General features: G+C 44.6%; 8 protein-coding genes. 7 read left to right on the top strand and 1 reads right to left on the bottom strand.

Going from position 1 to position 16,945, the window contains the following annotated elements; translation table 11 throughout:
* The first annotated feature begins 62 nt into the window (after positions 1 to 62).
* The 7 genes from uvrB to galU all read left to right on the top strand — a co-directional run bounded on the left by uvrB (position 63) and on the right by galU (position 14,075).
* Positions 63 to 2,054 carry an excinuclease ABC subunit UvrB gene (gene uvrB / locus MHI32_RS28115; protein ID WP_340011463.1) on the top strand — a complete coding sequence of 664 codons (1,992 nt, stop codon included), beginning with the start codon at positions 63 to 65 and terminating at the stop codon, positions 2,052 to 2,054.
* Between the two features lie 550 nt (positions 2,055 to 2,604).
* Positions 2,605 to 5,478, top strand: coding sequence for an excinuclease ABC subunit UvrA (gene uvrA / locus MHI32_RS28110; RefSeq protein ID WP_076137311.1), 2,874 nt, complete (start codon positions 2,605 to 2,607; stop codon positions 5,476 to 5,478).
* 910 nt (positions 5,479 to 6,388) lie between these two features.
* A complete protein-coding gene (locus MHI32_RS28105) occupies positions 6,389 to 6,598 on the top strand; it encodes a DUF2759 family protein (RefSeq protein WP_036678627.1) in 210 nt (69 codons plus the stop codon).
* A 176-nt stretch (positions 6,599 to 6,774) separates the two neighbouring features.
* Entirely contained in the window at positions 6,775 to 7,824 is a 1,050-nt protein-coding gene (locus MHI32_RS28100; RefSeq protein WP_249267658.1) for a trypsin-like peptidase domain-containing protein, read from the top strand.
* A gap of 27 nt (positions 7,825 to 7,851) precedes the next feature.
* Positions 7,852 to 9,765 carry a stalk domain-containing protein gene (locus tag MHI32_RS28095; protein WP_339188664.1) on the top strand — a complete coding sequence of 638 codons (1,914 nt, stop codon included), beginning with the start codon at positions 7,852 to 7,854 and terminating at the stop codon, positions 9,763 to 9,765.
* 580 nt (positions 9,766 to 10,345) lie between these two features.
* The gene (locus MHI32_RS28090; RefSeq protein WP_339188662.1) at positions 10,346 to 12,868 is read left to right on the top strand and encodes a U32 family peptidase; all 2,523 of its coding nucleotides are present in this window, start codon (positions 10,346 to 10,348) and stop codon (positions 12,866 to 12,868) included.
* Positions 12,869 to 13,187: 319 nt separating this feature from the next.
* Positions 13,188 to 14,075, top strand: a complete 888-nt coding sequence (gene galU, locus MHI32_RS28085; protein WP_076182190.1) for a UTP--glucose-1-phosphate uridylyltransferase GalU — start codon at positions 13,188 to 13,190, stop codon at positions 14,073 to 14,075.
* A gap of 74 nt (positions 14,076 to 14,149) precedes the next feature.
* Here galU and MHI32_RS28080 read toward each other — a convergent pair whose 3' ends face one another.
* Positions 14,150 to 16,903, bottom strand: coding sequence for an O-antigen ligase family protein (locus tag MHI32_RS28080; protein WP_340011461.1), 2,754 nt, complete (start codon positions 16,901 to 16,903; stop codon positions 14,150 to 14,152).
* Positions 16,904 to 16,945: the final 42 nt, after the last annotated feature.

Genomic DNA, 16,945 nt, shown 5'->3' with positions numbered 1-16,945 from the left:
AAGATTCAGACAACAATTATAATATATTAATCTAGTTTAGACGATAGAGGGGAGACGGGCAAATGAGTGATATTGTCGTCAGTACGAAGACTTTTGAATTGAAGTCCGAGTATACACCCCAGGGCGATCAGCCTCATGCCATAGATGAATTACTACAAGGCATCCGGCAGGGTAAGAAGCACCAGACGCTGCTGGGAGCGACAGGTACAGGGAAGACCTTTACTGTCGCGCAAGTTATTTCCAAATTAAATCGCCCCACGCTGGTTATTGCGCATAACAAGACACTGGCTGCCCAGCTGGCAAGTGAGTTTAAGGAGTTTTTCCCGAATAATTCGGTAGACTATTTCGTCAGCTACTACGACTATTACCAACCAGAGGCGTATATTCCCTCCTCCGATACTTATATTGAGAAAGATTCCAGTATTAACGAAGAGATTGATAAACTTCGCCACTCCGCGACAAGCTCCTTGTTCGAACGGCGTGACGTTATTATTGTAGCGAGTGTGTCTTGTATTTACGGTCTCGGTTCACCAATGGAATACGGAAGCTTGCTGTTGTCCTTGCGGGTTGGGATGGAGAAACCGCGCAATGAGATTCTGAGCAGACTGGTGGATATTCAATACCAGCGCAATGACATCAATTTTGTACGCGGAACATTCCGTGTACGTGGTGATGTGGTTGAGATCTTCCCGGCCTCTCAGGGTGAACATGCGATTCGTGTTGAATTGTTTGGGGATGAGATTGAGCGGATCACTGAAATAGATGTTTTAACGGGCGAATTGATCGGTGAACGCGATCATGTCGCCATTTTTCCGGCTTCTCACTTTGTTACCAAGGAAGAAACGATGCGTGTAGCAATAGTCAATATTGAACGGGAGCTGGAAGAGCGGCTGACCGTGCTTCGTGACGCAGGCAAGCTTCTGGAAGCGCAACGTTTGGAACAACGGACACGTTACGACATTGAAATGATGAAGGAAGTGGGTTTCTGTTCCGGGATCGAGAACTATTCCGGGCCACTAACCTTCAGGGAACCGGGAGCAACTCCATATACGTTAATGGATTATTTTCCTGATGATATGTTAATCGTCGTAGATGAATCCCATGTTACCCTTCCGCAAATTCGGGCGATGTATAACGGTGACCGGGCGCGTAAAACAGTGTTGGTAGAGCATGGTTTCCGTCTGCCTTCTGCACTGGATAACCGTCCGCTTCAGTTCGAAGAGTTCGAAGATAAAGTAAACCAGATCATTTACGTTTCCGCGACACCTGGACCTTATGAAATGGAACACTGCGAAACTATGGTGCAGCAGATTATCCGTCCGACTGGTCTATTGGATCCAATCATCGAGGTCCGTCCTACAGAAGGTCAGATTGATGATCTGATTAGCGAAATCCGTGACCGGGTTGAACGAGATGAACGTGTACTCGTTACCACTTTGACGAAGAAGATGTCGGAGGATCTGACAGACTACTTTAAGGAAATCGGGATTAAGGTTCGTTATATGCACTCTGACATCAAGACGCTGGAACGGATGGCGATCTTGCGGGATCTTCGTCTCGGTACGTTCCATGTGCTGGTAGGGATTAACCTCCTGAGAGAGGGTCTCGACTTACCGGAGGTATCTTTAGTTGCAATTCTCGATGCCGACAAAGAAGGGTTCCTTCGTTCCGAACGTTCACTAATTCAGACGATTGGCCGTGCGGCTCGTAACTCTGAGGGTCGTGTAATCATGTATGGTGATCGGATCACTGATTCGATGGAGAAGGCGATGAGCGAAACATCGCGCCGTCGCGCCATTCAGATTGCCCATAATGAGAAACATGGCATCACCCCAACCACTATTAATAAAAAAGTGCGTGACATCATCGAGGCAACGAAGGTTGCTGAGTCTAAAGCTGATTATCTCACAGGTGTTGGTGGCAAGATGAATAAGAAAGAAAAACAAAGTCTGATCCAGCGTCTGGAAGCTGAAATGAAGGACGCTGCCAAGAACCTGCAATTCGAACGCGCGGCAGAGCTACGCGACGCATTGCTGGAGCTTCGGGCTGAGTAACAAACCATTAATGCATCACCGATATTTAAAATAGGTATTGAACGGTGCTGTCCTAGACCGTTCTTTTTGAATCAATAGAGGGTCGCGTATCCCGCGATGTTTATGACACTTATGCGTATCCGCAGGGACAGCACCATGCAATGAACTTGGCATTTATGCGTATCCCGCAGGGACAGCACCGTGCAATGAACTTGGCATTTATGCGTATCCCACAGGGACAGCACCATGCAATGAACTTGGCACTTATGCGTATCCCGCAGGGACAGCACCATGCAACGTTTATGACAGTTGCATGTACCTGTCTTTAGTTAGTGCGCTAACGTCCAAGCGGTCCCGTAGGGATAAGCGCTCTGAGCATTGTAGTCACTAAGTTACGTCCCACCATACTCCTTCTCCAGAAAATGCGGGTGTCCAGAGGGTGCAACCCTTGGGGCCCTCCCTTGGAAGGGAGGGTTTGGGAGGGATCGAAAGGCTTTGAAAGGGTTCTGAAGAGGCTTTGAGAATATTTTGAAATAAAGTTGAAATAGTTTTTTTAAAAGGAGAGGTTCCGTTGGCGAACGAAAATATTGTAATTAAAGGCGCGAGGGCGCACAATCTCAAAAACATCGATGTGACGATTCCACGTGACCGTTTCGTCGTGCTGACGGGACTTAGCGGCTCAGGTAAATCATCGCTTGCATTTGATACGATTTATGCTGAAGGACAACGGCGTTATGTTGAATCTTTGTCGGCTTATGCACGTCAGTTTTTGGGACAAATGGAGAAACCAGATGTGGATTCGATTGATGGTTTGTCCCCGGCGATATCTATAGATCAGAAGACAACAAGCCGGAACCCACGCTCCACGGTAGGTACAGTTACGGAGATTTATGACTATTTGCGGCTGCTCTTTGCACGTATTGGTCATCCCCATTGCCCAGAGCATGGCATTGAGATTACCTCCCAGACCGTTGAACAGATGGTAGACCGGATTATGCAGTATCCAGAGAAAACTCGGTTACAGATCCTGGCGCCAATCATTTCAGGACGTAAAGGTGAGCATAAAGGACTTTTCACAGATATCTCTAAGCAAGGCTTCGTACGTGTGCGTGTGGACGGGGAGCTAAGAGATCTGTCAGAGGATATTGAACTAGAAAAGAATAAAAAACATACAATAGAAGTTGTGGTAGACCGGATCGTTGTTAAAGACGATGTGGAGACCCGGCTGACGGATTCACTGGAGACGGCGCTTAAGCTTTCGGGCGGTAAAATCCTTGTTGATATCATCGGCCAGGAAGAGCTGCTTTTCAGCTCTAACTTTGCTTGTCCAATTTGTGGTTTTAGTATTGAAGAGTTGGCACCACGGATGTTCTCTTTCAACAGTCCGTTTGGAGCTTGTACAGAATGCGATGGACTTGGCATGAAGATGGTGGTCGATCCAGACCTGCTTATTCCTGATGCTGAGAAATCCATTGAAGAAGGTGCTTTTTTAGCTTGGACTGGAAGTACTTCTAATTACTATCCGCAATTTCTGAAGTCGGTTTGTGAACACTTTAAAATTCCTCAGAACGTTCCGGTAAGCAGTCTGACACCTGATCATATGAATAAATTACTGAATGGTACAGGCAGTGAGAAGGTTCGCTTCCGTTATGAAAATGATTTCGGTCAAAAGAAAGATGCGATGGTTGCTTTTGAAGGGATTATACCTAACCTCGAGCGGCGTTACCGTGAAACTGCTTCGGATGGTATTCGTGAATTTATCGAAGGATTTATGAGTGCTAAGCCATGTCATGTGTGTAAAGGTAAACGTCTGAAAAAAGAAATATTAGCTGTGACTATCAATGATCATAATATTTCTGATGTTACGGACCTTTCAATAGGAGACTGTCAGCATTGGTTTGAAGAGATAAAATTGAGCGAAAAAGAAACAGCCATCGCCAATCTCATTTTAAAAGAGATCTGCAATCGGCTTGGATTCCTTGTGAATGTAGGCTTGGATTATTTGACGCTTAGCCGTGCAGCGGGTTCGCTTTCCGGTGGTGAGGCGCAGCGTATTCGCTTGGCTACTCAGATCGGTTCAAGTCTCATGGGCGTATTGTACATTCTGGATGAGCCAAGTATTGGCTTGCATCAACGGGACAATGATCGCCTGATCTCTACGCTTGCGCATATGCGTGATTTAGGCAACACGCTGATTGTTGTAGAGCATGACGAAGATACGATGATGGCAGCGGATTATATTATTGATATTGGTCCGGGCGCAGGTATTCATGGTGGACAAGTTATGGCTCAAGGGACGCCAGAAGAGATTATGAAAGATCCGAATTCATTAACGGGTGAATATTTAAGCGGACGTAAATTTATTCCGGTTACTGCTAAACGCCGTCCTACCGATGATCGCTGGGTAGAAATACGTGGTGCTAAAGAGAATAACCTGAAAAATGTGAATGTGAAGATTCCATTAGGTGTATTTACAGCGGTGACAGGTGTATCGGGTTCCGGTAAATCCTCGCTTATCAACGAGATTCTTTACAAGAGTTTGGCACGGCAGCTGAATAAGGCTGTGAAGGTGCGTCCTGGTCAGCATAAAGAAATTCGTGGACTAGAAAATCTCGATAAGGTTATTGAAATCGATCAGTCGCCAATCGGGCGGACACCGCGCTCCAACCCAGCAACTTATACAGGTGTATTCGATGACATCCGTGACCTATTCTCCAAGACAAATGAGGCTAAGGTACGTGGTTTCCAAAAGGGGCGCTTCAGCTTTAACGTAAAAGGCGGACGTTGTGAAGCTTGCCGTGGAGACGGGATTATTAAGATTGAGATGCACTTCTTGCCGGACGTATACGTCCCTTGCGAAGTATGTAAAGGCAAACGGTATAACCGGGAAACCCTAGAAGTGAAATATAAAGGCAAAAACATTTCAGATGTGTTAGAGATGACGGTAGAGGATGCAACAGAGTTTTTTGTAAATATCCCGCGTATCCATCGTAAAATGCAAACACTGATGGATGTAGGCCTTGGTTATATTAAGATTGGTCAACCGGGAACCACTTTATCCGGTGGTGAAGCACAGCGGGTAAAATTGGCTTCTGAGCTCTACCGTCGCAGTACGGGTAAAACACTTTATATTTTGGATGAGCCTACGACAGGTCTGCATGTAGATGACATTGGTCGTCTGCTTGAGGTATTGCATCGTTTGGTGGATTCCGGAGAATCGGTTCTTGTTATTGAACATAATCTGGATGTAATCAAGACAGCGGATTATATCATCGATATGGGACCGGAAGGTGGTAGCGGCGGTGGTACCGTTCTGGCAACAGGAACACCGGAGAAGATCATTACTGTCACAGAGTCTTACACAGGTAAGTATCTGAAGCCGGTTCTGATTCGTGATACAGAGCGGACCGAAGCGCTTATGCTTGAGACGGCGGAAACCCTCTAAATAAACAGAAAGTAATATAACCTATGTATAATAAGGCCTCGGTATCTTGCCGGGGCTTTTATTGTAGGATTATCCGGTAATTATACGAAAGACGGCTCATAGATATATGATGTGATCTTTCTAGCAAAAGTTATACGGATTCTATAGAAAAAATGGATTTAATAATAGGTAAGGTAGGCATATGTAGGACATGTTCGTAGTAAGATTCAATGAGGAGTATTCTGTTGATAGGGTTAACGGGTAAGTGATTAACATTAGGGTCAAAAGTTCCTTGAAAACCGAATAATTAATCCTTCATATCACTCTATCAAATAACTGTTTATTAGATTAGGGAAAACCTCCCTGAAAACCTGAGTTTTTAGATCATAGAAGGTGAAATCCGGGAAAACCTCCCTAATTATCGGGTGAATTTACTCATATAGCCGGTTTTCTAATGATTTTTAGGGAGGAATTCCCTGATAATCACAAAATGAGCTGATAATCGGTCAATTTTAGGGAAAATTTCCCTAATTCATTAAAACCCTAAATTTCGAGCCCAGAATGTTAAGTTCTAAGTTCTAAGTTCTAAGTTCTAAGTTCTAAGTTCTAAGTTCTAAGTTCTAAGTACTGAATTTTAATTCCAATTCACTGCTCAATTTATCTCATCTCTAAAGCAGTTAACGGACTTTCTATTGTAACCTTTATGACGATAGAGTTGATTGGACTCACAGTACTTTCACTAATCCGCCCCAATTGTCAGTGATCAATCTCATCGTTATTACGGATTTTGCAGGGATAAAATATATTTTTTATGACAAATACATAATTTTTCTACAAAACCTATTGCATCGCCCAAATGGTAGCGATAACATAGAAGGTGATATGGGGATTACTGGATCTTGCTTGACAACATTTTTGAGGAGGTAAGGTTATGCTGCTTGCAGAAGTTGCCGCGCAAGGACCGTCTAAATTTCATACCTTTGATGTGTTTATGATTTTATTTACCATCTTGATTTTGGTCGGGGTTGTTCGACTATTGAAAGCTCCCCAGAAGAACAAATTTGCTATTGGTTTTGGAGCCGTTAGTTTGCTGGTTTTTGTGATCTCTGACTATGCCATGGTGATGCATTGGTTAAGTTAATGAAAGAACTAAATTGAACAGCTTTGCACCAAAAGACTCCTTTAACGCCATGGGCGCATTGAAGGCGTCTTTTTTCAAATAATATAATGTAAAATTTATCCATGAGCAAAGAGAGGGTCTGGTGAGGAATGAGGAGTGTTGGGGAGAAGCTGGTGAAGAAAGGATTAGGTCTATTACTGTGCGGCGTAGTGCTGTCGGGAGTATGGAGTCAGTCGGTGTTTGCTTTTGATAGTACTAGTAAGGTGGTTAGTAAAGCAGCGGCAGAAGATCCGATACCTGGAATTATTAAAAGTATCACTCCTTCTGTTGTGGGCATTATCGGCAAAGACGAGAGTGGCGGTAATAGTGGCCCGGATGATCGGTACAATCTGACGCATGGCTCCGGCATCATTGTGAAATCGAACGGATGGATTGTAACCAATGCTCATGTAATCAAGGATCTGCAAAATGCCATAGTGGTCACTTCGGACTCTAAAACCTACAGCGTTAAAGAAACCTATCTGGATGAAGTTAGTGATCTGGCGCTGATCAAAATCAATGCCACCCATTTAAAGCCCGCCAAGTTTATTCCAGCGAATAGCAAAACAGTGGTTGGGGAGAAGGTTATTGCTATCGGAACACCGATTAGCTTTTCTCTACGAAACTCAGCGACTGTAGGCGTTATAAGTGGTCTTAACCGTGAGGTAGATGCGGCTTATCGTCTTATCCAGAGTGACACTGCGATTAATCCCGGAAACAGCGGAGGGCCGCTTGTAAATATGAAAGGTGAGGTGCTGGGAATCAACAGCCTGAAATACTCAGCGGTGGGTGTGGAAAATATGGGGTTTTCGATTCCAGCGAATACTGTGCAGTATATTATGAACCAGCTTTTAAAATATGGTGAGGTACAGCATCCGAGTCTAGGGCTAGAGCTGGAGGCGAGCTGGTCTACGATTGTGGGATTGCCAACGCTGGACCCGCTGTCCGTCACTAAGGTGGTGTCTTCAGAAGCGCTCAAGTCAGGGGTTGCTGAAGGGGACGTCTTGTATAGCATCGATGGGCATCGTGTGGTCTCACTAGTTGATATTAATGAATTGTTCAAAAGCTACCTGCCGGGAGCAACTGTGCGGCTGGTTATGCAAAGCGATGGGGATATCGTCGTCCGTAAACTCGTGCTCACTCAAGGTGATCCATTGTTAAGCGGAGATGATTATGAAACGGATGGGGACGAGCACGCGGAAGAGTGATCAGCAAACTGGAGAGGGGGACGGTAAATGGGCTTTAAAATTCTAAAACAAGGATTTTGTGCGATGCTGACCTTATTACTGCTATTTTCTATATTACCCATACAAACAGTATTAGCTTCACAAGGAGATAAGCTACAGCTGAGTCTAAAAGTTGGCAGTACTTCAGCTACGGTGAATGGTAAGAAGGTGGCTATCGAGCGGCCTTATACGGAGAATGGAACGGTTATGGTCCCGCTTGGGGTTTTTAAAAAGACGTTTGGCAGCACTGTTTCCTTAGAGCAGAACAATGTTGTAAAAGTAACCTATGGTGCTCATTCAGGGGTGATGACGATTGGGAGTGATATCGCTTGGAAGGATGGGATCAAAGTTAAACTGGGCTCAGCGCCCCGGATGGTTTCAGATGTGCTGATGGTACCGCTACGCTTTGTAGCTGATGTGTTAGGTGCGACCCTCTCTCAAGGGAGTGGGGGTGAGCTAATGGTTACCCTAGTTCCTATAGACAACGAAGAAGATACGCCAGAGGATACTGGGATTGACAGCGATGTTGGTAAGACTCAAATTGGAAACAGTTATTATCATTGGACACTGAATTATCCCTCTGGGCTGATTGCTGGAAATAGCGGTGGAGATGAAAGTGTGGCTACCTTTTCAAGTGCGGACAATCTATATTATGTGGAGATTCATGTAAGTGACCAGGCGGTTGCGGTGGATGCGGATGGGCTGCTGGAACAGCTGGTTCGGGAGGTCGAGGCAGGTGGGGAGTTGATATTGGATCGGGAGTCGTTCCCCAAGGCCGCGGTACCTTATGCTAGATTGATCAGTAAAGATTCCAGTGGAGCGCTCTGGGAGAGCAGACTGTTATATGCTGAAGGTCGACTATACGAGATTTATTTGACGGATAACAAAGCAGTTAATTATAAGGATTTTGCTAAATATACAGGATTACTTAACTCTTTCCAGCCTTCTTTTGATACTAAAAGCAAAAAAATCCGTGATCTTTCTACGGTGAAAAGTGGATTGCGTGACGCGTACAATGAGGACTATGGGATTTCACTACAGGTTCCCGCAGATTGGAGTAAGGACGACCAGCATCTCTATTACGAGAGTAAGCAGGGAAGTCATCTGAGTGTGGCAGTTACCTCGGCACCTGCTGGTTCTACACTAGAGAGCTGGGCTGAAGATCTGAAAATGAAAACTAAAGAAAACTTTGTAGCGGATGCTTATATTCTGAAAGACAGCAACAAGTCGGAGATCTCGGGCGTATCCGCACAAATTAATGAGCTACAGCTAAATTACGGCAACGGTGTTACTACAGAATATCAAGCTCTCATACTCAAAAATGGGTATCGTTATTATTTTGAATATGTAACAGCAGCTGGGCAAGATGACGATAAGGCAAAATTCAAAGCCATCATATCCTCTATTGATATTGATTTTGCTCTGCTGAAGGAGAACTTCGGGCGGCTCGCTAGTGATGATTATAAGACGCTCAAAAATAAGACATTAACCAAAGTATCCAAAACCTACGGCTATGCCATCGATATTCCAAGTTTATGGACACCTTATCAGGATATTTTTGAGACGCAGTCGATTGAATATCGGTTCAGCGGAGGACGTCTACAGATCAACTCAAAACCCGAGGGTTCAGTGGATTATACAGTTAATGTGCTCAAAGATGCTTATCAAAATAAAAATAATGATCCCAAAGGCCCTCGTATAGAAAGTGTAGTGGAGTCTACCATTGCAGATGTCCCTGCTACGATCATAACTGCACATCAAATCAAAAATGGTATCCCTCTTCGCAGTAAGCAGGTTGTGTTTGGTAAAAATGATGTGGTCTACACGATTACCGTTACGCTGAATGATGCCAATGCCACTGCAGAACAGCAGGCTCTGTTAGACAAGACACTACAATCGTTTCGGTTTACAGGCAGCAAGTAGTTAAAAGAGTACCAATGTCGTAGTTGACACACGAATAGAAGCGTGTAATTCAATCAGACGAAGAACGTCCCAGTTGCCGATTTGGCTTGGGGCGTTCTTTTTTTGTATAAAGGGGGAAAAGGGATATGAGGTGTACGATTGGAATCGTTTGTCACAATTTATTGATATCGCTAGGTTCGGAGCCAATGTTATCCAAGTTGGGCATAATGTGAATAGCTAAAGGGTGGATTGATGTATTTGATACAACATTCTATCGTATGTCCCGTATGTCACGGAATTCCTAGTGAATTGTTGTAAATGTTGCAACTTTTTGTACCGGTTGTCGCTACTAGAGTGTGAGAATGATGCTTTAAGTACAACATTTAGTTGTCGAAGCGCTGGATTAGGCAATAAAGTTGCATGTTCTACAACATTCATGGAGTAAAGAGCAATAAGCAAGAAGTCAGCTTCCTGACAGCATTATGACTTTTATTCTATATAAATGTTGGTAAACGCATAGCGCTCAAGTGTGATATTTGATACAATTATCAAGTTAATCAACTAGAAATGACCCGTCAAATGGCGGTTTGGGAGGATATAAATGAAAGAGCAACAAATACGCAGAGAAGACGTGGAGCTATTGGCACCCGCAGGTGATTGGGACTGCATGCGTGCAGCGGTAGCAAACGGAGCGGATGCTATCTTTTTTGGCGTAGAGAAGTTTAATGCACGGGCCAGAGCGAACAACTTTCGCATGGACGAGCTGTCGGAAATTATGGCGTTTTTGCATAGCTATGGTGTGAAGGGCTTTTTGACCTTTAATATACTGGTTTTTGAAAATGAATTGTCTGATGCAAAAGAACTGATTGATGCGTGCGTGGATGCTGGCGTGGACGCAGTAATTGTACAAGATTTAGGTTTGGTCAAAATGATCCGCGAAATCTCACCGGATTTTCCGATTCACGGATCGACACAGATGACCATTACTTCGCCGGAAGCGGTCGAGTTTACTAAACCTTTCAGTTTGGAACGTGTGGTATTAGGTCGTGAGAACAATTTGAAACAAATTCGTACGATCGGGGAGCAAGCCCGCTTACCGATGGAAGTATTCGTACACGGTGCTTTGTGTGTTTCCTACTCAGGTCAATGTCTGACCTCTGAAATGTGGGGCGGACGTTCTGCCAACCGCGGTGAATGTGCTCAGGCTTGCCGCCTGCCGTATGATCTGATGGTGGATGGTGAGGTAAAACCTATGGGAGACGTAACTTATCTGCTTTCTCCTAAGGACCTGGCAGCAATTGATCTAATGCCTGAACTGATCGAGGCGGGTGTGACTTCTTTTAAAATCGAAGGCCGCCTCAAAAGCCCGGAATATGTAGCGAATGTAGTTAGTAAGTATCGTAAAGCGATTGATCGGTATTTTGAAGGCGATCTGTCTAAACCTTCGAAGGAGGAGGTGCGCGAGCTGCAACAAAGCTTCTCCCGCGGGTTTACACATGGTTTCCTGGATGAAACGAACAATAAGAAACTGGTAGACGGGACTTTCCCAAAAAGCCGTGGTGTATATTTAGGGACGGTTGAGCAAATTCTGCGTGACGGAGTGGTCTGCCGTATTCATGCACCGCTTAAGCGTGGGGACGGAATTGTTTTTGACGCTGGGGATCCAACGAAAAAAGAAGAAGGCGGCCGTGTCTACGACCTTCGTCGTAAAGGTGTGAAGCTGGAAGGCGAAGCCGGAGAAGGCTGGATCATCGACATCGTAGCCGGTCGTAATGATGTGGATCTTCGTCGTCTAAATGTCGGTGACCGCATTTGGAAGACAAATGACCCTGCGTTAGATAAGGCGCTGCGCCAGACTTATGAAACTGAAAAGCCGTACCGGGTATTTCCGGTACATGTTAGAGTGCAAGGCTGCGTCGGCGAGAAGCTGACGACTTGGTGGACGGACGTTCAGAAGAACGTTACCGTCCGTGTGGACTCGGAGCTCGCGCTGGAAGCCGCGCAAAAGCGTCCGATGGATACCGCGCTGCTGGAAGAACAATTCGGCCGCCTGGGCGGGACCGTGTTCCAGCTTGACGCGTTGGAGTCGCATCTGCAAGGCGACGTCATCGTCCCTATGCGCGAGCTGAACAGCATCCGCCGCCAAGCGGTGGAGCTGCTTGCGGGCGAGCGCCCGAAACCGCCCGTCTACGTGAAACGGGCGATCGAGGTTTACGGCGACGCCACCCGCAGGGGCGTCGCTCTGCAGCGCGCTGGTGAAGCGGAGCTCACCGCGCTGTGCCGCAGCCTGCCGCAGGTGCAGGCTGCGCTCGAGGCCGGCGTGAGAAACATCTACGCCGACTTCGAGTTTATCAAGCAGTTCCCGGCAGCGGTAGATGCGGTACGGGCTGCAGGGGCCAGCATAGCGCTGGCCACGCCGCGCATTCATATGCCGGGCGAGAACGGCTACCACGCGAATATTCTTCGCTTGCAGCCGGATGCTGTGCTCGTGCGTAATACAGGCGCGTTATATTATTATCTGCGCCGCCGCCAGGAGCAGCCGGATGCTGTGCATCCACGCCTGATCGGTGATTTCTCACTGAATATCGCCAATCATAAAGCAGTGGATTTGTTCCTTGAGGCTGGCTGTGACATAGTAACGCCATCCTATGACTTGAACATTCAACAGATGGTTGATCTGCTTGAACACAGTGATACGTCCCGGATGGAGATTGTTATTCATCAGCATTTGCCGATGTTCCATACTGAACACTGCGTGTACTGTACCTTTATGAGTGAAGGCACAGACTATACGAACTGTGGTCGTCCTTGTGAAGAGCACCGTGCTTCTTTGCAAGACCGTATTGGAATGTCACATCCAGTTCGTGTGGATGAAGGCTGCCGTAATACCGTCTATAACGCTGTTGAGCAGTCTGGTGCGGAGTATCTGAATAATTTCCGTGACCTAGGAGTATCTTCATACCGTGTGGAGTTCTTGGAAGAGACACCAGAGCAAGTGGCTGAGGTAATTAGCCTCTACAGCCGCGCTCTGCGTGGTGAAATCTCTGGTACACAGGTATGGAAGAGCTTAAAGGCTACTAACCAACTTGGTGTAACGCGTGGGCAATTGGTGAACGCGAAGTAATAAGAGTTAAGAGTTGAAGAAAAAGGGCTAAGTAACTACCAGGTAGATGCTGGTATTGCTTAGCCCTTTTTTTAGAATTGATCTCGTCCTCATCCTAATTTGCATATACTAAATAATATATCATGAGGGTCAGCAAAGTGTTTATTCTAGCAGTAAATGATTTTATAATTCCTTCTCTCTTATTTCAATGGAATAGATATACAAATATAACAAACACTCTGACATAAATCTGCTATAACTGCTATAATTGAAGGAAATATGCCATTTTACATACTGAGTATTTAGAATGGAAGAGTATCTGACAGAAGGAGTTAATGTGATGAAGATCCGTAAAGCCATTATACCCGCCGCAGGTCTTGGTACCCGTTTTTTGCCTGCGACCAAAGCAATGCCTAAAGAAATGCTCCCGATTGTAGATAAACCGACGATCCAATATATTGTTGAAGAGGCTGTTGCTTCTGGGATCGAGGATATTATTATTGTAACAGGGAAAGGTAAACGTGCGATTGAAGATCACTTTGATAACTCTTTTGAACTGGAATTTAACTTAGCAGAGAAGCAGAAGTGGGAGCTGCTTGAATCCGTTCGTAAATCTTCCGAAATGGCAGATATCCACTACATTCGTCAAAAAGAACCAAGAGGTCTCGGACATGCAATTTGGTGTGCACGTAAATTCATAGGAAACGAACCGTTTGCTGTCCTGCTAGGCGATGATATTGTTGAAGCGAATAAACCTTGTCTCAAACAGATGATAGATGTTTATGACGAGTATAAATCTTCTATCGTGGGTGTTCAGCCTGTTCCATGGGAAGAAGTATCACGGTATGGTGTTGTAGATGCTTCGCCTTTGGCAGAACGGGTATATAAAGCTAATCGTCTAGTAGAAAAGCCAAAGAGAGAAGAGGCTCCTTCTAATCTAGCAATTTTAGGACGATACATCTTAACCCCACGTATCTTTGATATGCTAGGTGAGCAGCAGGTAGGTGTAGGTGGAGAGATCCAACTTACTGATGCGATAGCACGTCTAAGCGAGGTTGAACGAATTATTGCCTATGACTTTGAAGGTAAACGTCATGATGTTGGTGAGAAAATGGGCTTTATCCAGACCACCATTCATTATGCACTTCAACACGAGGAGCTTAAAGATGACTTGCTTCGTTATATGAAAGAGCTTGTTGAGAGTGAAGCGGCTAAGACCGGGCTATAAGTAAATCTCGTATAATCGAAAAAAAAGCGCGCCACGGTTATTACAGTGGCGCGCTTTTATGGTTTCTTTCTTTTTTAAAATTGTGAATTTGTAATGGCCTCAACTTGTGCTGCTTCCGCAGGGTCAGCTGCAATCAGCGAACCGTATAGTGCCTGATCCTCGCCACCGGTTTTCGCCAGTGCAGCTAGGTACCAACGAGCAATCTCTCGATTAGTTGCATCTGCGAAATCTTGGCTTAAAGCTGTTTTTAAGATGGAGGAGGCAATTTGTATCTTTCCAGACATATACTGCATCTTTCCTACCTTCAGTGTTACATCCGGATTAAATGTCTTCGAAGGATCATTATCCGCAAGTACATGATCGTAGGCCAAAAGCCCAATGACAAAACCAGCTTTCATATTGTCTATTCTATCTGGATTATCTTGTTGTGCATAAGCTGTCTGCCCCAAATCAAATGAACGGCTGATGAGTGAACTGTACCAATTTATATCCCATGGAGTTTCACTGTTCATGATATCCGTGTAATTAGCATCTGAATTAAGCTTGAGGGTGGTCTTCGCTGCATCCTCTTGTCTGGATAAAAGCTGCATTTTGCCAACGTTCAAAGCGATAGTTGGCGTTACTGAGAAAGGACGCCCTTGCAGTTGTTCTGGTGGAAGAGTCTTCAGATGATCTATTCCAGCAAGAACGTGATTATATGCTTCTTGCGCTTCATTGAAATACTCTTGTTTCTTTGTCTCATCCTTTTGATTAAGTGCTTGCTGACCTAAGGCAAAGGAACGGCTGATTATTGCATCATACCAATCGATATCCCAGTTGAACTTATCTGCGTTGTCACGGTAAATACCCAAGGCGATGTCGCTTTGACCTTTCAGATCGTAGTAGCTCACTAATTGGAGCAGAAGATTTTTGTTGTATGGCTCATCTTTGAGTGCACGAGTTAAAACATTGTAAGATTCGTCAAGGAACTGTTCCTCTTGGGTCTGGCTAAATACCTGCTGATCTAAGGCTGAAAGATAAATTGTCGATTCTGGATGGCTTGGACGTTTGTTCAAAGTCTCTATCAAGGGAGCTCTAAGCTCTTCGTAAGAATTGCTATAACTCCTCAATTGTTTAGCTTTCAAAGCGGAGTTACTGGAGCCAATATAGCTAATTGATAAGAACACTAGGAACAAGGTTCCTAAAGAAAGCACAGCGAGGTATCCAAAACGGATGCCCGCTTTATTCCAATTTTTCCGTAGTGGCTTGCTATCCATAACAGCTGCCATTCCAGCAAGACCAATAAAAACTAGTATGCCCATAAAGGCATAACTCATATTGAAATCAAGTAGACTGTGCACAAGAATAGATAGAGCAATAATTAAATAGAAGAAACCATTCTCGAATTCATTCTTATCCCGTTTTACATATCCACGAATATATTTATAGAAGATATACAGAATGAAGCTCATAAATATTATAAATCCAACAATACCTACTTCAATGAGAAATTGTAAGAAGAAGTTATGCACCTGCCGGCTTGTATAAGGATTATTCTGATAATGCTCATAGAGTGATGCCCAGCCTCCTCCACCAGCACCGAGGATCGGATAATCCTTAACCACCTTCAAGGCATCCTTATAAAAAGTAATCCGCTCGAGTACGCTATGTTGTTGGAAGTTGATGTTCTCTAGGCGAGTCTCCATATTGTCGGGTAAGATGCTTTTTGCACTCGTACCGATAAGCAAGAAAGCTACAATAGCAACTAGAGCGACAGATCCGAGCGGAATCCAAAGACCTGTCCGTTTACGTGACGACCAATTCTCTAGTTTTGCATACAACCATGGAGCGACAAAACGCTGAATGACCCAAGAAAGGCCAGCCACAAGTATTGAGGCTCCTAATAGATACGTCCAACCTTTTAAAGCTGAAGAAGAAGTGAAATTAGCATTTAACTCTATTCCTAGGTTAGTAACGGGTGTCGTAATGAGCAAAGCTACAATACCAGCAACTCCTAGATGCAGAATCCAAAGAATTTGCTGTGCAGGTTTTAGGAATAGAAGTAGGAGTATGAATACTACAGGTAGCAGGACTAAGCCGCCACGAGATAAGGTTAACAAGATCGACACAATGATGGGAACTAACATAAAGCCATGAGTTAACGATCCATACCAATTTTTAGAGCGAATAAGCGCGAATATTGCTACAAATAGAAAGGCCATCAAGAAGGCAGCGTACGTGTTTGCGTACTGAAAGATCGAAGTCAGACGAAGTCCGTTAGAGTCAGTCATAACAGCATCTAAATAGACATCATTTCGGACGGTGTTTGAGAACCAACCTATAAGATTTCCTGCTAATTTACTACTGCCTAGCCAATTTAAAAGTCCAAAACCCACTATAAAATAGGCAATCGCTAATATAGCATTTTGAATGACAACATTTACTTGCTTTTGCTTCATGAGATAAAAGGCTATAATGAAAACTGCGGCATATGTACACTGAATGAACAGCATATTCATCGCCGTATAATGCGAAACTGCGACAAACAGTGACAGAGCATAGGTCACAGGGAGCAATAATGCTGCCCAAGCCACTAAATCACTCTGCTCTTCAAGCTTGAATTTTTTGTAGTACAAGCCAACACAGGCCAGCAGCATCAGAGCGCTTAATAGTGCGGACAAATATATTGGCTTCTCGTAATCTACTAGCGATCCATTAAACAATCCCACTTGAAATGGGGTCCAACACAAAAATAGAATAAAACCAACAACTAATGCCCATATCGGACTTGCTATCTTTTCAACATTTCTCGACTGAGCGGCGTTTTTACCGTATACTGGTTTCGACACGTTATAATCTCCTTTTCCTGTAGGTACGTGGATATTTTAACA

It is taken from the genome of Paenibacillus sp. FSL H7-0690, from assembly GCF_037980415.1.
Taxonomy (GTDB): Bacteria; Bacillota; Bacilli; order Paenibacillales; family Paenibacillaceae; genus Paenibacillus_AQ; species Paenibacillus_AQ odorifer.
This window is presented reverse-complemented; position numbering and strand designations above follow the sequence as displayed.